Raw genomic sequence first — 24,949 nt, 5'->3', positions numbered from 1 at the left:
ATGAAATGACTGCAAATTATGATGAAACTGCTAAAGTGATTTTAAGTAATGTCGGCGGAAAAGAAAATGTTTTGAGTTTGACCCATTGCGCAACACGACTTCGTTTTACGTTAAAAGATTATGGGAAAGTTCAACAAAGTCAATTTGATAATCTGCCGATTGTCATGAAAGCTCTAAAAACCGGCGGACAATATCAAGTAGTTATCGGACCAAAAGTAACAGATGTCTACGAGACACTCACTCAATTCGTAGGTGATCTAGGAACTGCCGAAGGAGAATCTTCGGCAGAACCGCAAGAAAAGAAAAAAATCTCAGATCGTTTACTATCAACAATTTCTGCAATTTTTACACCTTATATTAATATTCTAGCAGCTGTCGGCGTGCTAAAGGGATTAGTTGTTCTTTTACAAATGACTCAAGTAATCGATGAGGCTTCTTTTGTATTCGCCGTTTTGAATGCCTTATCATCCGGAGTTTTTACTTTATTACCTATTTTTATCGCGATCACTGCTGCTGACAAGTTTAAAGTTAGTCGCTATACTGCAGTCGCTCTTGCTGCAGCGTTAATTTTTCCATTGACTTCCGCAGATTTTCCAAGCGAGGTAGTCATGGGAGCATTCACGATTCCGTTGAAAATATATGGCGGTGCCGTTTTACCGACTGTTTTCGCTGTTTACTTTTTGGCTCACGTGGAGAAATGGATGAAGAAAATCATTCCTCAAGTTGCGGCCTTAGTCTTCGTACCTACTTTTTCTCTATTAATTACTGGTTTTATCGTTTTTGCACTCATCGGTCCCCTTGCCAACTATATTGGGATTGGAATTGCGAACGGATATGCTTGGCTCTATGAGTTGAGTCCAACAATCTCCGGTGGCTTGTTAGCGGGAATCGGACAATTCTTCGTTATTTTCGGTGTACATTGGGGAATCATTCCAATTGGGCAAATCAATACGCAAGTGCTGGGATTTGATACCATCATGGCTATGTTTATGTCAGCCGTCTTCGGTCAGTTTGGTGCAGTCGTGGGTTCTATTGCCACCGCAAAAAATCGTGATGAAAGACAAATTTCTATTTCCGCCGCCGTTTCTGCTTTCTTCGGAATTACCGAACCTGCACTTTACGGTGTGAATGTGAAGAAAAAGTATCCATTCATTGCAGGCTGTATTGGTGCGGCTGTTGGTGGCGCGTTAACTGGATTCTTCCGAGTAAAACTTTATGGCTTTGCCCCTGTTTTGAATGTCTTCATGCTAGGAATGTTCAATGGTCCGGAATCAAAAATGATTTATGAAGTCATCGCAATCTCAGCTACGTTCATCATCGCGGCGGGTTTAACGATTCTTATCGGAAAAAGACAAAACAGCAAGGAAGATGAATTGTCTAATGTATCTGAAAAAATCAGTACAAACCTTTTTAATCCGGTAAAAGGAAATGTCATCAACTTAGAAAAAGTGAATGATGATGTCTTTTCAACTAAAATGATGGGCAATGGTTTTGCAGTTATTCCAGAAAATGGAGAAATCTACTCCCCCATTGCTGGAACTATTAAATCAATTTTTCCAACAAAACACGCGATCATCATCCAGTCTGAAACTGGCACAGAAGCTTTAATTCACATGGGCTTGGATACCGTTTCTCTAAATGGAGAAGGCTTCGATATCCTTGTTAAAGAGGGCCAGCAGGTTTCGGAAAAAACACAAATTGCAAACATTGATCTTGATTTCTTTAAACAAAAAGAAATTGATGATACGATTATTGTGGTGTTCCCAGAGAATAATGAGCTTCAAGTCGATGTAAGAGAATCCATTCTATCTGCGCAAGAAAGAATTTTTGCCTAACCTTTTGATTGATCTATCTCACTTCAGCCAATGTGAAGTGAGATTTTTTATAAATAAAATAGTCATTCTGTTTTATTTGCTTAAACAATTAGGGTATTTATTCTATAGACATCAAGAACTTCCTTCTATAGAATAGAAAGAAAAATTCTTGGAGGTCGTGCTGTTGGCTGGTTTAGTCTTAGGAATCCGCTTTTTACTCGAAGTCTGTACGGTTATTGGACTTTTCAGCGGTGTATTTATTAAAAAGGAAATCTATCAAAAATTAATTTTCGTTGCTTTAGCGGTGATCATTACGTTCGTTTGGGCAAAATACGGTGCGCCAAAATCACCTACTGTACTGACGGGCGGCGCAAAATTAATTTTGGAGCTTGCCGTTTATTCAATCGGTACATTCGCCTTCTTTTCGCTTTTCGGCAATAAAATCGGGATCGCTTACTTTTTGATTGCCAGTCTGGATTTATTGTTGATGTATCTCTTAAACTTACAAGGACACTAATTGTCCTTGTTTTTTTTGATTACCCTTGATTAAAAAATCCATGAGATTTACGTTGGCATTCACTCATAATTAAGATATAATTCTACTATTAAAGAGCCTTTCTTATAGAAAGGCCTTTTCTAAAAATAAAAAATGAAGAAGGAGTTGTTTCCCTTGAGAATATTTGAAGGATCTGGTGTCGCATTAGTCACACCTATGAAAGCCGATGGTGCTGTTGATTACAAGAAATTAGAGGAACTTGTTGAGTGGCAAATCAGCGAAGGAACCGATGCAATTATCGCTTGCGGAACTACCGGCGAGGCATCTACCTTAGCCAATGACGAACATATTGCTGTAATTGAGGCAGTCGTCAAAAAGGCCGACGGACGAGTTCCAGTCATTGCTGGAACAGGTGTAAACGACACACAGCACGCTATCGAGTTATCGACTGGTGCGGAAAAAGTTGGCGCCGATGCCCTATTAATCGTGACTCCTTACTACAATAAAGCCTCAGACGAAGGCCTGTTTTTACATTATCAAAAAATCGCACAAAGCGTGAAATTACCGATCATTTTATATTCTGTAGCTTCACGTACCAATATGAATATCGCGCCAGAAATGGTTAAACGCTTAGCGGAGATCCCAAATGTGGTAGCAATCAAAGAAGCCAGCGGAAATATTTCCCAGATCGCTGAAATCGCTCGGATCATGCCGGAAGATTTCACCATCTATTCTGGAAATGATGATCAAGTATTGCCAATTATGGCGCTTGGCGGACGCGGTTCTATTTCAACAATCGCAAACATTGCTCCCCGTCAGACCCATGAATTGACCCAAGCATTACTGGACGGTGATTTCCCATTAGCGAAGGACCTGCAATTAGCTCAATTACCATTGATCCATTCAATTTTCTTTGAAGTAAATCCAATTCCAGTCAAAACTGGCGTTGGACTATTAGGAAAAATCGAACCGAACTTCCGCCTTCCCCTTTCAGCTGCGAAAGCAGAAACAGTTGAAGGTTTGAAAAAGGAAATGACTGCTTACGGTTTGGAGGTCGCTAAATGATCGAAATTATTTTAAGCGGCGCCAATGGTCGAATGGGCCATGTTTTGCAGACAATGATCGCACAACAACCTGAAATGCAAGTCGTGGCCGGAATCGACCGCGAAACGTTTTCCGCTGACTTCCCTACTTACCAATCTATCGCAGATTGTCAGGTAGATGCGGACGTAATCATTGATTTTTCTCATTATTCAGCCGTTCCTGCGGTATTGGACTATTCAGCAGCAAAAAAAATCCCGGTAGTCGTGGCGACAACCGGACTGACTGATGAGATAAAAGAACAAATTACAAAAACGGCTGAACAAACGGCAGTTTTCTTCTCAGCTAATATGTCTTTGGGAATCAATCTGTTAGCAAAAGCGATTCGTGAAATCACTCCTGTTTTAGAGGACGAATTCAATATCGAGATCGTTGAGAAGCACCACAATCAGAAAAAGGATTCTCCAAGCGGCACCGCCCTTCTGCTGGCCGATGCGGTCAATGACGCAGTCGAAGAAAAGAAAACCTATATCTATGGCCGTCATGGCAACGATTTAGAAAATCCTTTGTCAGAGTTAGGTATCCACGCTGTTCGCGGAGGAACGATTCCAGGTGAACATACAGTAATCTATGCTGGTCCTGATGAGGTGATTGAGTTGAATCATTTAGCTTTATCACGTAATATCTTTGCTAGCGGAGCAGTCAAAGCCGCAAAATACGTAAGTGATAAAACGACCGGCCTATACGACATGGAAAAATTAATCGACGAAAGCTAGTTTTCGCTGTTGAAAAAAACTACTTATATATATGTCAAGAAGCAGATTTATTTTTTACTTTTTGAAAAATAATTACTTTTATACGAGATAGGATGTCAGTCCAACTTTTCGCAGTAAGACCTGATTTTATATCAGGATAACCGCCGAATGCTAAACTTCGTATTCAATGTTTAGTTGGATGATATACGTGATGAGAATCAAACTTATTTTTTCGTTTTTTAGAAAAAATAATTACCTTTATACGAGATAGGAGCAGATTCAATGACTTTAACCGATCCTTATGAAATTGCCAAATATATCAAAAACGCCGAAAAAATGACCCCGGTGAAAGCCTATATCCAAGGAGACTTAGCGGGGATTACAAAAGAAAAGGTTCAATTTTTCGGTCAAGAAAAGACTTGGATCTTGATTGGTGAAAGTCAGGCCGTACAAGAAGTATTAAATGAACAACAAGGCAAAATCACAGATGTTCATGTAGAAAATGACCGTAGAAACTCAGCGATACCGATGCTGGATATCTCATCCGTCAATGCACGAATCGAGCCAGGTGCTTTGATTCGTGACCGTGTGGAAATTGGTGATAAAGCAGTCATCATGATGGGCGCGATCATTAATATCGGCGCGTCAATTGGTGAAAGTACGATGATTGACATGGGAGCTATTTTAGGTGCTCGAGCAACCGTTGGAAAGCATGCGCATATTGGCGCAGGTGCAGTGTTGGCAGGAGTCCTTGAGCCACCTAGTGCTTCACCGGTCGTTGTGGAAGATAATGTTTTAGTTGGTGCCAACGCCGTTATTTTAGAAGGTGTTCACATTGGCAAAGATGCCGTTGTAGCAGCTGGTGCAGTTGTTACAAAAGATGTCCCTGCTGGCGCAGTCGTTGCGGGTACCCCTGCTAAGATCATTAAAATGAAAGACGAGATCGACCCAGGAAAAACTGAATTTTTGGATGATTTAAGATAAGCAAAGCAGTTACGAAATGGTACTTTAATTTCGTAACTGCTTTTTATTTATACCTCGAGAAATGATAAAAGGACAAGAGACCGATCGGTATAAAATAAATACTCCAAAACAACAAAACCGCCACACCGATCCACTCCCCGCCTACCATTCCTGGCTTAAATAAACCAAGCATTGGCATAAAGAAGCAGCTGAAAAAGAAAATACCGTGAATCAATAATAAAATTTTTAACCATTTGTCAGACCTGCTACTCGCGGTTAACGTTAATCCAGCAAAAAAAGTGGCTAATGACATTAACGCATAACCTAACATATCGTAGTTGAAAAACAGTCCGAATTGCTGAAAATCAAGAATGGCGGTCATTTCATTAGATAAACCGCCAGCCTGAACAGCAGTCACCTGAGCATAGTAAACCAGCAAGATCAGCGAAGCATACATTACCGAAAATACTATAGCCAGATTCCCCGCCAATTTCACTTCCGGCTTTGCGTAAAAACAAAAGGCACACATCATTGGGACAAAACTAAACGCGATAAAAATGGCACTGAAGTAACTTAAAAAATCTGAACCCGCAATCATAGATAATGCAAAGCTGAAAACTGCCAGAACATTGATCAATGAGGAAATTTTTACAATTTGCTTATTCATCGGCTCACCCCTTTTAATCGTCGACCAAAATTGTAGTTACTAACATCTCAATGTATCGCGCTCGATCCGTTGACTTTTTGAAGTCGTAACCCAATAAATCCTTCATCGTACCGCCGCCTAAAAAAGCGACCTGCATCGCAGCTGTTAGGATAAATGAGACATTTGCTTTTTTCGAACTATCCGTTTCTTTTTTCAATGCATTTTTGAACCCTAATTGAGTAGATACCGAGTTGCTCTTCAGCGTATAATTTTGCAAATCAGATAGAATTGAAATTTTGGCAATGGCTGGATGCTCAAACAGAAAGTGAAAAACATGTGTCGCACTGGCGATAAGTCGTTTCCTATCTGTCGAATATTCCTTTGTCGGATCAAAATTTGAAATCACTTCGCTAATAATTCGTTCCACACAAATCGAAATCAACTTTTCCTTACTGCCAAAATGATAATTGATCAGTCCTAATCCAATATTGGCTTTTGCTGCGATCACTCGGGCGGTAATACGATCTACGTTTCCATTATTTTCTTCAATAAGTTCAGTAGTTACTTTAATAATTTCCTCTTTAACATTGTTTCTTTCACTCATGATTCCACCTCCCTGAACATCGTTCAGCTCCATTATACTGAACGATGTTCAAATAGTCGACAAGTTAATGAAAACTAATTTAAACTCTATTTAACCAAAATTTCGTTCATTTTTTCGAATCAAATAACATCTTTTACCTTATTCTTACTGCACTTTTAGTGAAGTATGCTATAATACAATCGGATTAGAACAATTCTTAAAAGAAAGCGACTGAATTATACTCGTGAATTTAAAAAGTATCAAAAAAACAATCAAAAATCGCAACAAACAAATTAACAAAACTTTTGCTCAAGTCGAAGAAACATTAGCTAGTCATATCCATAGTGATGTAAAGATTTATTTCGACAAAGCAGAAACTCACCGAATCCATCTCGATGAGAAAACACCTGACGGAAAAACACGTCATATTCAAAGTGCTGAGCAGGATCACTCATTCAAGGACCTAGTTGATGCGCATATTAAAAAACCGCAAACAGATACGTTGAACCAATTGACTAATAGTATCTATAACCTATGGTCAGAAAGCTTCAAAAAAAAGACTCCTGTCGATGTTGATACTGATAAAGCAACGGAACTTGCTCAAGATATCTTAACTGATGTAGTCAAAGAACCAGCGAGTACTGGAGTAACTGCCGAACAAGCAGAAGCTTTGAATCAATCATTAAAATCAAAGACAAACTACTCTGCAGAATGGTCAGACACTGACAAATCAATCGAGGTTTTCTATAACCCGCCTAAAAAAGACCGTCAATTATTAGCAACGGTCGTAGCTGATCAAACAATTACTTATACTGACGCTCTATCAACAAAACGCGTTATGAAAAAAGAATTGCCAGATATGATCGCAGCTGTCTTAGCGTAAGCAAAAGTCCCATCGCCATAATTGACGATGGGACTTTTCTATTACTCCAACACCCCGTAGAAAAAAATTTCCACGGCTTTGTTTAGATTTTCTTGTTTAATCTCTGCTGGCAGATCAAGATATGCGGAGATTAAAATGAACAATTGGCGCACCGCAAACTCCGAATCGACCGTGGACCGAATCTTATCTTCTTGCTCAAACACAGTGACAAAGGGCTGTTTGTAGCCTTGTTCCCACAGCGAAAAGAGTTTTTTTGATACTTCTGGTGAAACAGTGTGCTGAATATCATGCATCATCATAAACAAGCTGAACGGATGTCTTTCTTGTAAATAAAAAGCCATTGCCTTGATTTTCTCTTCAAAGGTTGTGTCCTTAGCGGATAGTTCGCTCAAATTTTTTCCAACCTCATTTGCCAGACGCAGCATCACCTGATAATAAATCTCTTCTTTATTTTTGAAATGATAGTAAATGTTCGGTTGCGTAATCTCAAGAATCTTTGCGATTTGCCGAGTGGAAGTGTCATTATAGCCTTGCTTCATAAACAGTTCTTCGGCAACATCCAAAATCTCTTCGTACATCGAATCGCCTCATTTTTCTTTGATACTTTATTATACGCTATAAGACTCCTTTTCATCCTCATTCATTGACTTTTCTTTTAATTGACCGTCCTTCATTTCCAACACACGATCACAATATTTCACTAAACGAGTATCATGGGTCACCATGATCGTCGCCTTATTTTTTTCTTTGGTTTCCTTCGCCAAAATTTTAACGACTTCATAGGCTTTCTCGGAATCCAGACTTGCTGTCGGTTCATCGGCCAAAATAATCGTTGGATCATGATACAATGCGCGAGCGATTGCGACACGCTGTCGTTCCCCACCGGATAATTCTTCTGGATATTTATTTTCTAAACTGTCGATGCCCAGCTGTTCGAACAGCTTTTCAGCAACCTCGGAATTCTCTTTTTTGCTGACTTTATCGACCAATTTTAATTGCTTTTTGACCGTCAAAAACGGAACAAGATTCGATGCTTGTAAAATAAAACCAATCTCTTTGAACCGCAGCTTCGCCCGATCTTTCTCTTTCTTTTCGCTAAAGTCTTCATCATTGATCAACACCTCGCCGCTTGAGGGTGATTGCAGACCGCCCGCAATCGTCAAAAAGGTACTTTTCCCTGAACCAGAAGGACCGATGATCGCGACAAACTCTCCTTTTTCGACTGAAAAATTGGTTTCCTTTAACGCTTCGATCGTTGAATCGCCATCTTTAAATGTTTTTTCTACTTGTTTAAATTCAATTGCACTCATGTTTTCTCCCCCTTACCCGATTGCTTTCAATGGATCGATCTTGACGATTGTTCTAACTGAGAAGAACGCACCGATCAACGCTACCGCAATCATCATCAAACTAATACCGCCAAAGAACAGCATATTGACTTGGAAAGGAACCGCATCGGGCAGCACCAGTGCCGTTCCCAATGTTGCGGCCAGTCCGATCACTACTCCAACAGTCGCAAGTAAAAAGGTTTGCGCAATTACGGAATTAGAAATGTATCTGCTAGAAATACCTTGGGCCTTCATAACACCGAAGATCTCTGCCTTTTGCATCGTTAATACATAGATAAATATACCGATTACGATCGCGGCAATTACGATCAAGAAGCCGATCATAAAGCCAAAGGTCAATACTTGAGCACTATAGCCTGGCAGATCATTGATAAAACTTTTTATATCCGTCTTATCTAAATCGTCAGGAGTGGATTGAACTTTCCCACGAGTGATGATCGCGTTAATTCGAGTGTTTTCACTCGTTCCTTGCGTTTCAAAGCGAATTTCCTGATATGCGCCGATTGTTGTGTAAAGAACCGGTGCTACATTAAATTTCGCGTTGTTTGTAAAACCGACGATTTTCAATGTTTTATCATTTCCGGCCATTTTAACAGTCTCACCGATTTTCAAATCGTACTCATCCTTCAGAGAAATATCAGCGACAGCTTCATCATCGGAGGAGAACATTTTTCCGCTGGTCAATTTCGGTGCTAAAAATTGATCCTTGTCGATCCCGAAAAAGCTGACATCAATTTTTTCTCCGCCCTCGCCTTTTATGACTCCGGCCGTTTGCGCAAGATACGCTTTTTCATCCGCCTTCACCTCATCAAAGGTTTTCAAAGGGATCATAGACATATTCAAATTATTATTCGCTTCCTCTGTCAAAAGAATACTGTCGGCATCCCACTTGTCTACTGCCGTCCGATTGTCCTGTGCCAGCCCATAAGCCAACCCTGTTAAAAAGAACACCAGATAGGCAATCAAAAACATGACACCCATCACTAACGTATAACGCAGCTTGGAATGTTTGATTTCATTAATCGCTAAAAACATAAAAAAGACCTCCACTTATCAGTTGATAAAATTACCGTAACACGATTAATTTTCGAAGGAAACTAATCTGCTCGGAGGGCAAAATTAATATTTTCTTTTCATTCACTTTTTTGGGGACAGACTGTGACCTTAAAAACGATTCATTATTTCGCTTTTAAACATCCCAATTTACGAAAACTGGACATACTTTGTCAAGATTTGTATAGTACACTGATTTTATAGGAGGTTAGAAGATGAATATTAAACAGGAAATTGAAAAAGAGGTTGGCAGCGATCCGCTGGTTTATTTGAACGACATCACTATCGATCCAGCATCGATAAAGGCAATCATGATCAATGAAGTCGTTCCAGCCTATCCAGAAAATGATTTCTATGGATCAGAAGATGCAACCTATCTAGAAACGACAATTCCATTATTTCAAAAGGCCGGTATCGAGGTCACAACGGTTCAGGAAATTTTAGATCAAGGCATTTATCTGACAAATGCGATAAAGATGCCTAAGACAGAATCCACAGTCGATAATGCCAGTATCGAGAAAAGTTTGCCTTATTTGGAAAAAGAACTGTCCCTTTTTCCAAATGTTCAGGTTATTATGCTGATGGGTGATGTCGCAAAGAAATGCTTTAATCGAATAACAAAAAAAGCGACCAAGAAAAATGCCGTTCCTGCCATCTCTACTTACAAAATACGGAAAAGTGAAATTTTCTATCAGGACATTCGAATCATGCCCTCATATATCATGACTGGCAAAAACATTTTGATTGAAAAGTCAAAGGTGCAAATGGCGTCTGAGGATCTTGCCACTATGTTTCGTATTATTACGAAAAAACCAGAATAACAAAATATCGGTTCTCCTATCTTTGTTTATAAGATAAGAGAGCCGATTAACTATTTATTATAATTTTCTTGTAAAAAGAGCCTCATATCCAGCGGTGCGTGCCCAGTAATCGTCTCGAAATCGTTCGTCACTTCTCCTAATAATCCCAATGCACCGCCTTGATACATGGAAGCCAGTTCTTTGCCATCGCCGTCACCACGATAAATCTCCGCAAATTCTTCTAGCGTAACAGGCTGATAGCCGATTTCTTTTCCCGTCACATCGCTCATTATCGAGCCCAACTGATCCATCGAATAGTTTTCCTTCTGGCTGAGCAAATAAGTTTGACCTTGATCTCGTAAATCTGGCTGAACAACTAACTTGGCCAACGCTTCCGCACTATCCTCCAGTGAGATAAATGACAGTTTTTCTGCCCCAATCGGATAGATGATTTGTTTTCTTTCAATCAATTCCGGCAAATACGGAACCAACGGATCAGCATACAGCGTATTTTTAACGACCGTATACTCAAATTCAGAGCCGGCCAAACGTCTTGGCGCGTAACCATAATAAGGAGACATAGTGAAAGGATTCTTTTCCTGATCGGCAAAGAAACTAACGAAAATAATCTTCTTGACTCCTGCTTTCCTCATCGCAGTCAGCGTGTTCTCTAGTTCCAAGACACGCTGAACCACATCATAAGTCTTGCTGGGAATATAAATCACCAGATCAATCTCCCTCAATGCCGCAATCATGCTGTCAACATCCGTATAGTCGCCTGCTCTGACTGTTACGCCCTGTTCTTTTAAGTTTTGTGCTTTAGCTGGTGTGTGCACGAGCGCCACGATATTTTTCTTATCGACTAAAGCAGCCAGCTTAGTCACCACACGACTCCCTAAATTTCCAGCGGCACCAGTTACTGCAAAGTTCATTCCATCCACTTCCTTCTCCTCAATCAAAATACACGCCTATCCTCATCACTTAGGCTAATAATTCTTTAAATCCAGCTTCTAAACTAACCAGCGGTCTGCCCAATGCCTTTTCAAAATCAGCGGAAACGACATCCAACTGATCATTCTTAATATCATATTGGAAAGATAAAAAGATTTCCGCCACTGATTCAGGAAGACCGCTCGCTGCTAAATTTGCCACAAAGCCCTTATCGTCTGAATTGACCACGTCGAATTCTTTCCCGGCTGCTTGTTTTAATGCCTGAGCCAATACTTCGTAAGTCACAGGTTTTCCTGATAATTCAAGAATTGCTGGGAAATCTTCACCTAATAATGCTTTTGCCGCAACTTCTGCATACTCGCGTTTCAATGCCCAACCAGTCTTCCCATTACCAGCCGCGTAAACAAATTTATCGCCAGTCAATGCCGCTTGAACGATCGGCATTTCATTTTCTAAATACCAATTATTTCGTAAAAAGGTATGAGGGATTCCTGATTCTTCAATGCGTTTTTCAGTAAAGAGATGATCAGCAGCTAGAGGACTTGTTGCGTGATCCGCTCCTGCAAAACTTGTATAAGCAATATACGATACACCGGCTTCCTTAGCTGAATCAACAACATTTCCATGTTCTTCTTGCCGATTGCCTGGCGCACCGGAAACGAATAGCAAACGATCGATACCCTTTAAGGCTGCTTTCATCGATTCCGCATCCGCGTAATCACCAATACGTGTATTAAAACCAGCTTTCTTTAATGCCTCGCCTTTTTCCTCACTGCGAACTAAGGCATATATTTCAGAGTCAGGTACACTTTCCTTCAAGAAATCTAAGGCATAACCGCCAAATCCACCAGTTGCTCCTGTTACTAAATAGTTCATAATAGCCACTCCTTCATTTTTTTGCTGTACATTTATAATTTACACCTTTGATAATACGTAGTATGATAAGATATGTCAAGAAAGAGTTTTTGAAGGGACGAATAAAAATGAAATATTCGATGCAGTTTAGTGATGCGCTCCACATTCTCACTTATATCGAAATTTATAAAAATACGGAGTTTCTCTCCAGTGATATGATCGCTAAAAGCGTGGAGACCAATCCCGCCAATATTCGAAAAATCATGAGCCAATTGAAAAAATTTGGTCTGATTCTGACACAAATAGGAAAACCCAATCCAACGCTGGCAAAACGACCAGAGGAAATTACACTGCTGGATGTCTATCAGAGTATTGAGGGCAATACAAAGCTGATTCAAGTAGATCCAAAAACCAATCCTGATTGTATCGTCGGCGCCAATATCCAAGATGTATTGAACGAGAACTATGATGCCCTGCAGAAAAAGGTCGAAGATGAAATGAACGAAGTCACTTTAGATACTCTGATCCAAAAAATTGCTCATTTAGAGCTAAAAAAAAGACCCGAAAATCGGGACTTCATTCAAGATTTCTTATAATCATTGGCACACAAACGTGCACTTCTTGTATATAAGAGGTGCACGTTTTATTACTGACAAGTAGTCTTATTTGAAATTATGTCGGCTTTTTTGATAGTCGCTTGGAGACATCCCCATCTCTGCCTTGAAAACCTTAGCAAAATAGTTTCCGTTCGACATTCCAACTAGCTTGGCAATCTCATGTATAGTTCGCTGATTATCCAGCAAAAATGGTAATGCTCGTTTGATTCGATATTTTTTTAAATAGGCCATCGGAGAAACGGTATAGGCTTTTTCAAATAAGCGAATCGCTTTATACCTAGATAATTCAAGGTGCTCTTCGATATCCATTAAACCAATTTCCTTTTGATACTGCTGCTCCAAATAATCTTTTATTTCTTTTGCCAACGGATATTTTTCTACTCGTACCGTCAGCAATTCTTTTTTTAGCGCTACGATTAAGGAATAAGCCAACTGAGAATTTTCAAAAAAATCGACATCTGTTTGCCCCTTCAATTGATCATGTATAGTCAGCAGCAATTCTTGAAACCGCGAGGAACTATCCAGATGCGTTTGATTTATTGGAAAGAACCATTGAAGAGCTTCCTTGGAAAATTCAAAATACAAAAACCGCCAGTCTTTTTCGCCATAATAACAACAATCGCTAGGAATCTCGGCCAGGAAAAAACTATTTTTTCTTTGAATGGTCCGTTGCCCCTCCATTTCAAAATATCCTGTTCCTGCCAACGTATATTGCAGCACAATTAGATGATCTTTTCGCTTTTTGTTATCCCAGAAATAATGTTCCCCACCATGTCCAAATCCAAGTCCTTTGAGATAAGGCAACCCATAATTTTCCAAATAATAATAGCTCTCTGAAAAATAATCCTGCAATTTTTTACCCCCTAGTTCAAATTTTTTATTCTTGTCCGCCTCTGTCTATTTACTTATGATTATAGTATACAGCAGAAAGGAGCAATATCCATGCCTATTACATTTGATTTCGAAAAGCAAACGTTCCACCTGTCTAATTCACATATCAGTTACATTATCGGAATAGAAAAAGAAAAATATATTACCCATCGCTATTTTGGAAAAGTTCTCCCCTTTTATACTGGGAGCAATGCTTTGCAGCGAATCGATCGCGGCTTTGCGACAAATCCAGATATAGCGGATCGAACCTTTTCATTAAATGCTTTGCCTATGGAAACAAGCACTCAAGGAACCGGAGATCATCGGATCAGTAATTATCAAATCCGACGAATGAACGGATCAAATGTTACAAATTTCTTTTATCGTGATCACACTATCTCTTCTGGGAAAGTGCCTTTGAATGGACTGCCCAGTTTACGCGGGGAAAATGCCACAACTTTAGAAATCATGCTGGTTGATGAGATCCAACAGCTAGAAATGACGCTTGTCTACAATCTTTATGAAGATCATCCCGTCATCACCCGCAATGTTCGCTTTATTAATCACGGAAAAGAAACTGTTTTTCTCGAAAATGCCGGTTCGATGATGCTCGACCTGCCGCGAAATGATTTTGATATGGTCACATTAACAGGCGCTCACACTAATGAAGCCAACATAGCTCGACAAGCTCTGCATACTGGCATCCAAAAAATTGAGAGCTCTCGCGGTACCAGCAGCCCGCAGCACCAACCATTTTTGGCTTTGGCTGATTCTACAACTGATGAATTTCAAGGAGAAGTTTACGCGTTTCATTTAGTTTATAGCGGGAATTTTGCTGCTCAAGTGGAAGTTGAACAGTATGGCTCTAGCCGTGTGCAGTTGGGAATCCAACCTGAAACGTTTGAATGGTGTTTGGCTCCGAAAGAAACCTTTCAGACACCAGAAGTCGTAATTAATTATTCGAACGAAGGGTTTAACGGCATGTCACAAACATTCCACAAAGTTTATCAAGAACAGTTGGTTCCTATTTCTTGGCAAAAACAGGAACGGCCGATTCTGCTAAACACTTGGGAGGCCAACTATTTCGATTTTAAAGAAAAGGACTTGCTTGACCAAGCGGACTTGGCTAAAGACACAGGAATCGAACTCTTTGTTTTAGATGATGGCTGGTTTGGTCACCGTGATGATGACACTTCTTCACTGGGGGATTGGTTCGAAAATCCAGCAAAAATGCCGCAGGGTATTGCCGGCTTGGCAAAAAAAATCCAGCAAAAAGGAATGAAATTCGGTTTGTGGTTCGAACCTGAGATGATCTCGAAAAACAGTCGTTTATATGGAAAGCATCCAGATTGGGTTTTACAGGTTCCTGATTATCCGATGACTGAAGGGCGCCGCCAACTGGTGCTGGATCTAAGCCAAGTTGTTGTCCAAGATTATCTTATTGAGGTTTTGAGCAACTATTTAGCAACGGGAAAAATTGATTATATCAAATGGGATATGAATCGGCATTTAACTGAAGTCGGTAGTTTGGCTTTCCCAGCAGCTCAGCAAAAGGAAATTTCGCATCGCTACGTACTCGGCCTTTATCGCATACTTGAAACAATCACTAAGCAGTATCCAGATTGTTTATTCGAAAATTGTTCAAGCGGCGGCGGCCGCTTTGATCCAGGAATGATGTGTTACATGCCGCAAACTTGGACGAGCGATAATACCGATGCGCTTTGCCGCAGTCAAATCCAAGCTGGTTATAGCTATTTATATCCGCCGATCATGTTGGGAGCCCATGTTTCTCCTGTGCCAAATCATCAAGTAGGTCGAAAAACAAGTCTGCATACTCGCGGGTTGATTGCCATGAGTGGGAATCTAGGTTATGAATTAGATCTTACTAGTCTGCCAGACAATGAAAAAAATAAAATTATCGAGCAAATCACTTTCTATAAGGTGCATCGCCTCTTATTCCAATTTGGAAAATTCTATCGCCTGCAAGCACCAAATGAGTTCTTTGCTTCCGCATGGTTGTTTGTCAATGATACAGAAGCTGCGGTAATCTATTTCAATGGATTAGCTCGACCAGCCGTACCTGTGAAAAATTTGAAAACACATTATTTAGATGATCAAACAATCTATGAAAACATAGATACAGGACAATGCGTGTCTGGATCCGAATTAAATTATGCCGGTATCGCAATTCCACGAATCAAAGAAGACTTCTCCACACTCCTATTCCATTGGAAGAAAGTGTAAAAGAAAAAGCATTGCCCGCAAGTAATATAGCGGGCAATGCTTTTATTTTGCTTTTCGAACGGCGTACGCTTCATAGGGAGCTAATTCATGCCACTGTTCCGAGCGTTCAGGATAATTATGAATTAATCGTTCATTATCCGACAATAGAATCTCTAAGCTGTATTGTTGAGTGGTGTTCGAAAAATTGACCACCACTGTCACTACATCGTTCTGATCAAATCGTTGATAAGCCAAAACTAACGGATTGTTTGTTTTAATTGCCCGATATTTTCCATACACGATCACATCATATTTTTTTCTTAATTGAATGAGTTGTTTATACGTGTAAAAAAGAGAATTTTCATCTGCCAATGCATCCTCTACATTGACTGTTGGATAATTCGGATGTACCGGCAGCCAAGGTTCGACCGATGAGAACCCGGCATTTAATTGTCCATCCCATTGCATCGGATGGCGTGCATTGTCGCGTCCCTTTGCATTGATTGATGTAATCAACTCACTTTCGGGATACCCCTGCGCAAGTCGTTCATTGTACATTCGAATACTTTCAATGTCATCAACTTCTTGAATTTCCTTGATCGGATAATTAATCATCCCAAGCTCTTCCCCTTGAAAAATATAAGGAGTCCCCTTCATAAAATGTAGATAGATCGCCAACATCTTGCCGCTCACTAGTCGAAACTCTTCTGAATCGTCACCCCAGCGGGAAATAATGCGCGGTAAATCGTGATTATTCCAGAACAAAGAATTCCAGCCCTTTTCATCCAACTCGGTTTGCCATTTTGAAAAAACTTCATGCAATTCTTGCGGATTTAAGGGTTTTAAATCCCATTTTCGTTTACCTGATTGTTTGTCCAAATTGATATGCTCAAACTGAAAAACCATCGATAATTCATTTCTTGCTGGATTCGAATACAGTTCTGCAATCTTAGGTGTGGCTCCCCACGTTTCGCCGACAGTGACAACATCATGCTTGCCAAAGGTGTGGCGATTCATTTCTTGCAGCAGATCATGCAACTTAGGACCATTCTTCGTGATCCCGCGATCAGGTTCTTTGCCGATTAAATCAATCACATCTAAGCGAAAACCGCCGACTCCTTTAGCCAGCCAGAAATTCATCATGTCCCAGATCGCCTGCTTCATTTGCGGGTTTTCCCAATTTAAATCCGGCTGTTTTTTTGAATGCAGATGCAGATAATACTCATCTAAGTGTGGAACATAGGTCCAAGCAGAACCGCTAAAATTTGATTGCAGATCATTCGGCGCGCCGCCATCAACTGGACTTCGCCAAACATAGAACTGATGATAAGGATTATCCTTACCTTTCAATGCCTCTTGAAACCATACATGTTCATCTGAGGTATGGTTCACCACTAAATCCATAATAATTTTAATTTTTCGCTGCGCAGCTTCTTGAATCAATCGATCCATATCAGCCATCGAGCCGTACTCAAATCCAATGGCTTCATAATCACTGATATCGTAGCCATTATCATCATTCGGCGAAGAATATACCGGGCTCAGCCAAAGAGCGTCAACCCCTAAAAAAGCGAGATAATCCAATCTTTGGATGATTCCATTTAAATCGCCGATTCCATCGCCGTTACTATCTTGAAAGCTTCGTGGATAGATTTGATAGATGACTGCTTTTTGCCACCAGTTATTACTCATTGGCGGCACTCACTGCGACTAAATCATCGCCAGAAACGACCTGTATCTTATTTAAGCCGCTGACTTCACCATAAGCAGCAGAGTTCGTAATCACCATCATGACGGTGTCATCATATCCGGCATTTTTAATCGCTGCTCTATCAAAGGTTCCTAACAATTCACCTTTTTTAACTCGTTCACCCTTCTTTTTATCGGTCGTAAAGAATTTCCCCGCCAAATTAACCGTATCGATACCGATGTGAATGAGAATCTCCGCACCACTGTCCGCTTGAATTCCATAGGCATGTTTCGAATCATACATGACCGTCAGCACACCATCCGCTGGTGCGAATAACTGATCGCTTTCAGGTTCAATCGCAATACCTTTACCCATCATTTCAGTAGAAAACACGGGATCATTGACATCCTTCAATGGAACAACTTTTCCAGAAACCACTGCCGCCAATACATCATCTTGAACAGCCATCGCTTGTTCAGGATCTTCATTGATCACAACAGCTTCTTGACCGTCAGCTGTTGAAGTTGCAGGAACATCCATTTTATTTTTTCCGTAAACAAAGGTTAAAGCAAACCCTAATACGAAGCTAATTACGACACCAATCATAAAGAATGGGATCGATTTTGGTGCGATTGAAATGAAGCCAATCACACTCGCAGGCCCCATCGCTACAGATAATACATGAAATAATCCAAGTGCAACACTTGCTACGCCAGAGGCGATCATGGCACAGATGAATGGGAATTTAAGTTTCAAATTAATCCCGAAAATCGCCGGTTCTGTAATCCCAAGCAGTGCAGAAATACTTGCAGAAGAAGCTAAACTTTTTTGCTTTTCATTTTTTGTTAAAACAAAAATTGCCAAGGTCGCAGCCCCCTGCGCGATGTTAGCCATGGAAGCTACAGGGAAAATAAACGATCCCCCTGTTCGGGCAACATCCGCTAGCAAAGTCGTCTCAATTGCTGGGAAACTTTGGTGCAAACCGGTAATTACGATTGGTGAATAAAATAGACCAAAAATTCCTAATCCGACTGCTCCAGTCGTTTGATATAACCAGACTAAGCCATCGGTTAATCCATCTGAAACTGTCCGCATCACAGGTCCCACGAAAATAAAGGTCAAGAAACCAGTAATAATAATTGCTAACATTGGTGTGAAGGTAAAATCAAATGCGGCAGAGATTTTTTTATGGAAGAATTTTTCTAGCGTTGCTAAAATCCAAGAAACAGCTAACACTGGTAATACAGAACCTTGATATCCAGCCTGCGCTACTTGCAAGCCGAAAATATTCCAATAAGGCATCGTTCCTTCTGTAATCGCGTTGGCAACACCGTATCCGTTAATCAGATCGGGCATAACCATAACCATACCCATCGCTGCCCCCAAATACCCGTTACCACCGAAGCGTTTAGTTGCCGAGAATCCAACTAAAATCGGTAAAAAGGCAAACGGTGCTGAAGCTAATAAATTAATGATGCTGGCAATATCCTTAATATTGGGAAACATTTCAACTACTGATTGCGGACCAAATAGATTCGGCGAGGTCAACACATTGTTGATCGCCATCAATAGCCCACCCGCTACTAACGCAGGAACGATCGGTACAAAAATATCTGATAAGACTTTGATAAATGCCATAATCGGATTTAGTTTCTTACCCTCGGCAGCGACAGCCTTCAAATCTTCTGTAGACGCTTCCTTTACATTCGTCAATTTTACCAATTCCGCATAAACCTTGTTCACATCTCCCGGACCAATAATAATTTGGAATTGACCATTAGCTTCAAATGTCCCCTTGACATCCTCGTTATTGTCTAAAGCAGTGTGATCAACCTTGCTAGGGTCTTTTAGCACTAACCGTAATCGAGTCGCACAATGAGCGGCGGCTTGAATATTCCCCTCTCCTAATGCTTTGTTTACTTCTGCGGCTACTTTTTTATGATTCATAATTTTTCCCCTTCCAATGTAATCGCTTTTTTCACTTTTATCATACAACATATTCCATAAATGTCAAACGTTTATCAAAATGATTTTAATAAAAAATTTTATTGGTAATAAATCAAGCAAATATAAGATTTATACATTTGATATACGTTTGACAATCATCCGTTTTTGAAGTATCTTTATAGCGAAAGAATGCGTTTGCTAAAAAAGATATGGAACATTTAACAAACGAATAAACTTTGCATCTGTATAAAAGGAGATATCAAAGATGGAACTAATAAAAAAATGGACCGATGACCTGCGCTACCTGCCTTACCATCAATGGGACGATAAATATCAACTTTTTTTGAACGAAACTATTCGCAAGTCTCATTGGCGGCAAAGTTACCATGTCCAACCAAAAAGCGGACTGCTAAACGATCCCAATGGCTTTTCTTATTTCAATGGCAAGTGGCACCTCTTCTATCAGCTTTATCCGATGGGACCCGTTCATGGAGTGAAATCTTGGGCCCACGTTTCATCCGAAAATCTCGTAGACTGGCAATCTGAAGGAATCGCTCTGCTCCCCGACTCGCCTTATGATAAGCATGGTGTTTACTCAGGCTCAGGAATCGTCATCGGCGATGAGTTAGTTTTGGCATATACAGGAAATGTCCGTGATGCTGATTGGACGCGAACTTCTTATCAAATGTTGGCCCATATGGGTAGAGATGGCGTAATCACTAAAGATGCCACACCGATTATTCCTGCACCGCCTGAAGGATATACTCATGAATTTCGTGACCCGCAGGTTCTTTTTTATCAAAATAAATATTGGCTGCTGATTGGTGCACAAACCGAAGAGCTTGAAGGAAAAGTATTGGTTTACTCTGGTGAAACATTAGAAGATCTGCAATTTGAGGGGCCTTTAGATTTCACAAATCAGTCAATGGGCTTCATGGTGGAATGTCCAAACCTAATCTTTATTGAAGACAAACCGGTTTTACTATTCTGCCCGCAAGGTCTTGATAAAAACATTATGGACTATCAAAATATTTATCCAAATACTTACGTTATTGCTGATACCTTTGACGGTGAGCAGCCTGCTCTAAAAAACGCAAGTTCGTTAAGCAATTTAGACCATGGATTTGATGTCTATGCTACTCAAGCCTTTAATGCGCCAGACGGAAGAGCTTTAGCGGTGAGCTGGATCGGACTTCCTGAAGTGGAATACCCTAGTGATTCAGAAGGCTGGGCTCATTGCCTCAGTATCATCAAAGAATTGCAGCTTAAAAATGGTCAATTGTACCAAACTCCTGTAAAGGAACTGATCGAGTTGAGACAAGATCAAACCTCTGTTAGTGGAAAGTTGTCACCAAAAGCCGCTGTGATTGCTGATAAAACCAATAATTGTTATGAGTTAGTGCTCGATTTTTCCGCAGACAGTCAAGGGCGTCTTCTACTTTACTCAGATGAGGAAATGGAGCACTCATTAGTCCTCGATTTCGACGCAAAAAATGGTATGATTAGTGTAGATCGTACACACGTCAGCAATCCATTTGCTCAGGAATACGGCACAACTCGCAGCCTCTCACTTGAAGAGAACAAACCATTGTCCTTACAGATCTTTGTGGATCATTCTGTTTGCGAAATTTTCGTGAATGGCGGACAGCACGTTTTGACTGCGCGAGTATTTCCGGCTGAAAATGAAAAGGATGTTTACCTTGAAGGAACATCCGGAGATTTTTCTGGTGATTTCTGGTGTTTGCGCAATATGAAAAACGACTAAGGAGTACAATGATACGATGGCAATCAAACTGACAGATGTCGCAAAAAAAGCAGGCGTTTCTCCCACTACAGTATCGCGCGTAATCAATAATTATGGATCATTAAGTCAAAAGACTATTGATAAAGTACATTTAGCGATGAAGGAATTAAATTATCAGCCAAATTCTCTCGCCCGTTCTTTGCAGGGAAAAAATACTCAATTAATCGGAGTTATTTTTCCAACAGTTTCCAATCCTTTTTTTGGTGAGCTGGTCGATAAGCTGGAGACCACCTTATTTGAGCAAGGCTACAAGACCATTCTCTGCAACAGTGCCAACAATAAGGAAAAAGAACGTGCCTATATCAATATGCTTTCCGCAAATCGCGTGGATGGGATCATCGCCGGCGCACATAATTTGGGCATCAAAGAGTATGAAGACATCGGCTTGCCGATCGTTTCATTTGACCGCCATTTGTCTGAATCAATTCCGATTATCGGCAGCGATAACTTCCACGGCGGCTATCTAGCAACCGAAAATTTATATTTGCGTGGATGCAGAAAAATCGGGATTCTTACTGGAAGTTTAAAATCAAACTCCCCTACTAACGGACGTTTAGAAGGTTATGAACAATTTTTAGCAGAGAAAGAATTGGAGTCTAGAGTGTTTGCGATTGATTCCAGAGCGAATTCAATGGCTCTGAAGACTTTAGAAATCAAGCGGATTTTGGAAAATGAAGATTTGGACAGCTTGTTTTGTACAGACGATTTAACTGCTATCTTAGTCTATAATATCTGCCAAGAAATGAAGATCTCTATTCCAGAGGACTTAAAATTGATTGGTTATGATGGAACAAAATTTGTTCAAAATTATTTCCCGCAATTATCGACGATTGCCCAACCAATTTCTGATTTTGCTGATTTATTGGTAGATTTATTGATTCAGCGAATTACAGACCCAGAAAAAGAATTGGAGCAATACTACGCGCTGCCGATCAAACTCATCCAAGGCAAAACGACCTAATTTAATAGATTTTTCCCAACATATAAAGGCCGCTTCTTTTTTGAAGCGACCTTTTTTTCGATCTTTTTAAATAGTGTCCTTTCTCTTGCGAAACTTCACCAAAATAATAAGCGACAAAACCAATAAACAGACCTTCGTCACCGGGATACTTCCCATTGCGTAAAGAACCACATTTTGTATAAGATAGGTATTCATTTTTGCAAACATACCGATAAATGGCAGAACCAAAGCAACTATTTCGATGATATAAAAAATTAGGGAAAGAAGGACGGGTCTCCTTTTCGCAGGAAAATTCTTATTCACACGGAAACAAATAATTTCACAAATAAAGCCGACAATATGCAGAAAACCGATGAAAAAAGGCGGTCCAACAAATGGCGTCAAAATAACGGCTCCTCTGGAAGCAACCGTAAAGACACCAATCGTTACTAACAGAATAAAGCTGATAATCGCATACATCATCGTATAAATCGCGGTGATTTTCGTGAAATTCATTTCGTTCCTCCTCTTTCGATTTTTCTTATAAATCAAGTATACGCTAAAATGAGAAGGCATCACAAAAGCCTTTTTGGCCCATACAATAGCAAAAACGAGCTGATCCAAGAGTCGGACAGCTCGCTTTTGTACGTACTGTTTAGTTGTAATTCTCTTTTAGATATTTCAACAATTCTGGAACCATTCCCACGGCCGACTTGCTGTCTGGACGGTCTTCTAAAAATTGCAGGACCGAAAATTTTTGATTCTGACTGTCAAAGGCGTAAAGGAAACTGTTTTGCTGCCCGCGTTCATCTTGTTTTTCTTTGATTTCTGCGGTTCCAGTTTTTGCCATGAGCGGAATCCCTAAGGACTGCAGACTATTGGCGGTGCCGTTAGGGTCTTCCACAACTGCCTGCATGTCTTGATTAATACGGGCGACCGTTTCAGCAGAGACTGCATTCTTCTTTGTTTTATTTTCCTGCGACAGCAAAAGTTTCGGATAAACGATCGTTCCATTATTAGGAAAAACTGAGTAGGTCGCGATTTGCTGAATCGGATTTAATAGCAGCTGCCCTTGTCCGTAACCGGTATCGGCCAATAAAATATCTGAGCCGAAATTCTTTTCGGTGGATATTTGCGCGGGATTCATTTCGATCGGCAAATCTAGCTCTTCTCCGAAAATAAATTTGTTTAAGCCCGCACGAAATGTTTTCTCCCCCATTTTTAAAGTTTCTTGAGCCATGTAGATGTTGTCGGAATAAATCATCGCCGTCCTTAAATCGACTGGCGAAACATCGGAAACACGAGTTACTTTGTATCCTCCCCAAGAAGCATCCTGCTGCCATTTTAATCCATTGATCGCTAAAGCTTGGTTCGGATCAATTGTTCCGGCATCCAATCCGATTGCGGCTGTGATCAACTTGAAGGTCGATCCTGGCGCATAACCGTTTGAATATCTTGCTAAAAATGGCAAAGCTTCGTCTTTCGAAAGTTTGTCGTAATCCGTTTGACTAATTCCATGAACGAATTTATTGGGATCAAAGCTCGGCGAACTGGCGACAGCCAGCAAATCTCCCGTTTTCGGTTCCGTCACTACACTTGATCCTCGCTCATTATCTAATGATTTATAGGCCAAGTATTGCGCTTGGACATCGATCGTTAATTGGATCTTTTTCCCTTCAACGACATTGATTTTTTGCAGAATTTCCTTTTCTTTCCCTTCGCTGTTCGTTATAGCAATATACCCGCCATCGCGACCTCGCAGTTTTTTATCAAATACTCTTTCCAGCCCAGTCCGACCAATAATACTGCCTTCGGATAAACCTTTATTTTTTTTCATGTCCTCTGCTGTTACCGCTCCAACATATCCAATAAGATGCGCGGCCGCCTCACCGATTGGATAGGTTCTCCCAATATCCGTTTGCACCTCTAATCCGTCTGGGGCCTCGAAGTTTTCTGGTACCTTCGTTTCAGTCTTTAATGGAACAAAATACTCTTCCTTGACCCAGCTTTGCTCCAATGCCGTATTGATGGCTTTTTCAGTCAAACCTAGAGCTTCACTGATTTTTTTGATTTTTTCCTGTTTTTGCTCCCCTTCGCCCAGCGCTTTAGGCACGACCCCAAAGTTAACGATCTCACCATTATTGGCTAGGCCATGTCCATTTCGATCCACGATCTCTCCTCTTGTGGCAGAAAGGTAATGATAAGCCACCTTATCTGTTCGTTTCATTCCAGAAAAAATCAAATTCGGCGCCCATTCGATTAAACTATTTCCTTTCGTGAATGTTCCTTGATAATTTTGCTTCAACGACTTTCCTAAGCCTGTATAAAGAACCGCCGTATACGCAAATTGATTCTTCTTTATTTTAAGATTCTTAATCTTGATATCATGAACACCGATACTGCCATAAATATTTTGGTACTTTTCATTTACTTGCTGCTTTGAAAAATCCAGCGCCTTTAACGAGTCTTCAGAAAGATATTTTAAAGACTCCTGATATTTCCCTTTCGAAAGTCGATCAACAAAGACCTTAATCGTTTCCTTACCTTTTGCCTCCATCCGTTGTTCATTTATCGTGCGGTAGCCGAAAAAGAAAAGACAACCGATAATCAAAATTCCCGTAACGATAACGATTCCCTTGCCGCGCTTGTGTTTCTCACTTCGTTTCATT

Annotated in this window: 23 protein-coding genes; 11 read left to right on the top strand and 12 right to left on the bottom strand. The window is 40.4% G+C overall.

Going from position 1 to position 24,949, the window contains the following annotated elements; genetic code table 11:
- The first annotated feature begins 5 nt into the window (after positions 1-5).
- The 5 genes from I585_RS11410 to dapD all read left to right on the top strand — a co-directional run bounded on the left by I585_RS11410 (position 6) and on the right by dapD (position 5,090).
- Positions 6-1,835 (top strand): glucose PTS transporter subunit IIA, encoded by a 1,830-nt coding sequence (locus I585_RS11410; protein ID WP_010741932.1) that lies wholly within the window; start codon positions 6-8, stop codon positions 1,833-1,835.
- 163 nt (positions 1,836-1,998) lie between these two features.
- Entirely contained in the window at positions 1,999-2,331 is a 333-nt protein-coding gene (locus I585_RS11405) for a DUF2568 domain-containing protein (protein WP_010741931.1), read from the top strand.
- Between the two features lie 153 nt (positions 2,332-2,484).
- Positions 2,485-3,375: a 4-hydroxy-tetrahydrodipicolinate synthase gene (dapA, locus tag I585_RS11400; RefSeq protein WP_010741930.1), complete on the top strand. Its 891-nt coding sequence runs from the start codon at positions 2,485-2,487 to the stop codon at positions 3,373-3,375.
- Positions 3,372-4,127 (top strand): 4-hydroxy-tetrahydrodipicolinate reductase, encoded by a 756-nt coding sequence (gene dapB, locus I585_RS11395; RefSeq protein ID WP_010741929.1) that lies wholly within the window; start codon positions 3,372-3,374, stop codon positions 4,125-4,127. Before dapA ends, dapB begins: the two co-directional genes overlap by 4 nt.
- 261 nt (positions 4,128-4,388) lie before the next feature.
- The gene (gene dapD / locus I585_RS11390) at positions 4,389-5,090 is read left to right on the top strand and encodes a 2,3,4,5-tetrahydropyridine-2,6-dicarboxylate N-acetyltransferase (protein ID WP_010741928.1); all 702 of its coding nucleotides are present in this window, start codon (positions 4,389-4,391) and stop codon (positions 5,088-5,090) included.
- A 43-nt stretch (positions 5,091-5,133) separates the two neighbouring features.
- On the opposite strand, the gene I585_RS11385 is transcribed toward dapD, so the two are convergent.
- Positions 5,134-5,736 carry a hypothetical protein gene (locus I585_RS11385; RefSeq protein WP_010741927.1) on the bottom strand — a complete coding sequence of 201 codons (603 nt, stop codon included), beginning with the start codon at positions 5,734-5,736 and terminating at the stop codon, positions 5,134-5,136.
- 13 nt (positions 5,737-5,749) lie between these two features.
- Positions 5,750-6,319, bottom strand: a complete 570-nt coding sequence (locus I585_RS11380; RefSeq protein ID WP_010741926.1) for a TetR/AcrR family transcriptional regulator — start codon at positions 6,317-6,319, stop codon at positions 5,750-5,752.
- Between the two features lie 223 nt (positions 6,320-6,542).
- On the opposite strand from I585_RS11380, the gene I585_RS11375 reads away from it, so the two are divergent.
- On the top strand, positions 6,543-7,181 hold the full coding sequence (locus I585_RS11375; protein ID WP_010741925.1) for a hypothetical protein: 639 nt from the start codon (positions 6,543-6,545) through the stop codon (positions 7,179-7,181).
- Positions 7,182-7,222: 41 nt separating this feature from the next.
- On the opposite strand, the gene I585_RS11370 is transcribed toward I585_RS11375, so the two are convergent.
- The 3 genes from I585_RS11370 to I585_RS11360 are packed head-to-tail and all read right to left on the bottom strand — an operon-like array spanning position 7,223 to position 9,565.
- On the bottom strand, positions 7,223-7,759 hold the full coding sequence (locus I585_RS11370) for a TetR/AcrR family transcriptional regulator (protein ID WP_010741924.1): 537 nt from the start codon (positions 7,757-7,759) through the stop codon (positions 7,223-7,225).
- Positions 7,760-7,789: 30 nt separating this feature from the next.
- Complete coding sequence (locus I585_RS11365) at positions 7,790-8,491, bottom strand: ABC transporter ATP-binding protein (RefSeq protein WP_010741923.1); 702 nt, start codon at positions 8,489-8,491, stop codon at positions 7,790-7,792.
- Between the two features lie 12 nt (positions 8,492-8,503).
- On the bottom strand, positions 8,504-9,565 hold the full coding sequence (locus tag I585_RS11360; protein ID WP_010741922.1) for an ABC transporter permease: 1,062 nt from the start codon (positions 9,563-9,565) through the stop codon (positions 8,504-8,506).
- A 233-nt stretch (positions 9,566-9,798) separates the two neighbouring features.
- On the opposite strand from I585_RS11360, the gene I585_RS11355 reads away from it, so the two are divergent.
- A complete protein-coding gene (locus I585_RS11355; protein ID WP_010741921.1) occupies positions 9,799-10,404 on the top strand; it encodes a uracil-DNA glycosylase family protein in 606 nt (201 codons plus the stop codon).
- A 50-nt stretch (positions 10,405-10,454) separates the two neighbouring features.
- On the opposite strand, the gene I585_RS11350 is transcribed toward I585_RS11355, so the two are convergent.
- Together I585_RS11350 and I585_RS11345 are read right to left on the bottom strand one after the other, a co-directional pair.
- Positions 10,455-11,315 (bottom strand): SDR family oxidoreductase, encoded by an 861-nt coding sequence (locus I585_RS11350; protein ID WP_010741920.1) that lies wholly within the window; start codon positions 11,313-11,315, stop codon positions 10,455-10,457.
- 49 nt (positions 11,316-11,364) lie between these two features.
- Positions 11,365-12,210, bottom strand: a complete 846-nt coding sequence (locus I585_RS11345; protein ID WP_010741919.1) for an SDR family oxidoreductase — start codon at positions 12,208-12,210, stop codon at positions 11,365-11,367.
- 107 nt (positions 12,211-12,317) lie between these two features.
- On the opposite strand from I585_RS11345, the gene I585_RS11340 reads away from it, so the two are divergent.
- On the top strand, positions 12,318-12,785 hold the full coding sequence (locus I585_RS11340) for an Rrf2 family transcriptional regulator (protein ID WP_010741918.1): 468 nt from the start codon (positions 12,318-12,320) through the stop codon (positions 12,783-12,785).
- A gap of 66 nt (positions 12,786-12,851) precedes the next feature.
- Here I585_RS11340 and I585_RS11335 read toward each other — a convergent pair whose 3' ends face one another.
- A complete protein-coding gene (locus I585_RS11335; protein ID WP_010741917.1) occupies positions 12,852-13,658 on the bottom strand; it encodes a helix-turn-helix transcriptional regulator in 807 nt (268 codons plus the stop codon).
- Positions 13,659-13,748: 90 nt separating this feature from the next.
- Between I585_RS11335 and I585_RS11330 the strand changes: the two genes are divergently transcribed.
- Positions 13,749-15,920, top strand: a complete 2,172-nt coding sequence (locus tag I585_RS11330) for an alpha-galactosidase (RefSeq protein WP_010741916.1) — start codon at positions 13,749-13,751, stop codon at positions 15,918-15,920.
- A gap of 42 nt (positions 15,921-15,962) precedes the next feature.
- On the opposite strand, the gene I585_RS11325 is transcribed toward I585_RS11330, so the two are convergent.
- Positions 15,963-17,591: a glycoside hydrolase family 13 protein gene (locus tag I585_RS11325; protein WP_010741915.1), complete on the bottom strand. Its 1,629-nt coding sequence runs from the start codon at positions 17,589-17,591 to the stop codon at positions 15,963-15,965.
- Positions 17,584-19,536, bottom strand: a complete 1,953-nt coding sequence (locus I585_RS11320; protein ID WP_010741914.1) for a sucrose-specific PTS transporter subunit IIBC — start codon at positions 19,534-19,536, stop codon at positions 17,584-17,586. The genes I585_RS11325 and I585_RS11320 overlap by 8 nt, the downstream gene beginning before the upstream one ends.
- Positions 19,537-19,801: 265 nt before the next feature.
- Between I585_RS11320 and I585_RS11315 the strand changes: the two genes are divergently transcribed.
- Both I585_RS11315 and I585_RS11310 read left to right on the top strand, forming a co-directional pair.
- Entirely contained in the window at positions 19,802-21,301 is a 1,500-nt protein-coding gene (locus I585_RS11315) for a sucrose-6-phosphate hydrolase (RefSeq protein WP_010741913.1), read from the top strand.
- 16 nt (positions 21,302-21,317) lie between these two features.
- Positions 21,318-22,301, top strand: coding sequence for a LacI family DNA-binding transcriptional regulator (locus I585_RS11310; RefSeq protein ID WP_010741912.1), 984 nt, complete (start codon positions 21,318-21,320; stop codon positions 22,299-22,301).
- Between the two features lie 66 nt (positions 22,302-22,367).
- Here the strand turns inward: I585_RS11310 and I585_RS11305 are convergent, their stop codons facing one another.
- Together I585_RS11305 and pbp4 are read right to left on the bottom strand one after the other, a co-directional pair.
- Positions 22,368-22,796: a hypothetical protein gene (locus tag I585_RS11305; RefSeq protein ID WP_010741911.1), complete on the bottom strand. Its 429-nt coding sequence runs from the start codon at positions 22,794-22,796 to the stop codon at positions 22,368-22,370.
- Positions 22,797-22,935: 139 nt separating this feature from the next.
- Complete coding sequence (gene pbp4, locus I585_RS11300) at positions 22,936-24,948, bottom strand: penicillin-binding protein PBP4(5) (protein WP_010741910.1); 2,013 nt, start codon at positions 24,946-24,948, stop codon at positions 22,936-22,938.
- Position 24,949: the final 1 nt, after the last annotated feature.

It is taken from the genome of Enterococcus malodoratus ATCC 43197, assembly GCF_000407185.1.
GTDB lineage: Bacteria > Bacillota > Bacilli > Lactobacillales > Enterococcaceae > Enterococcus_A > Enterococcus_A malodoratus.
Note: the sequence above shows the minus strand (reverse complement) of the source record. Positions and strands in the feature narration are given on the sequence as shown.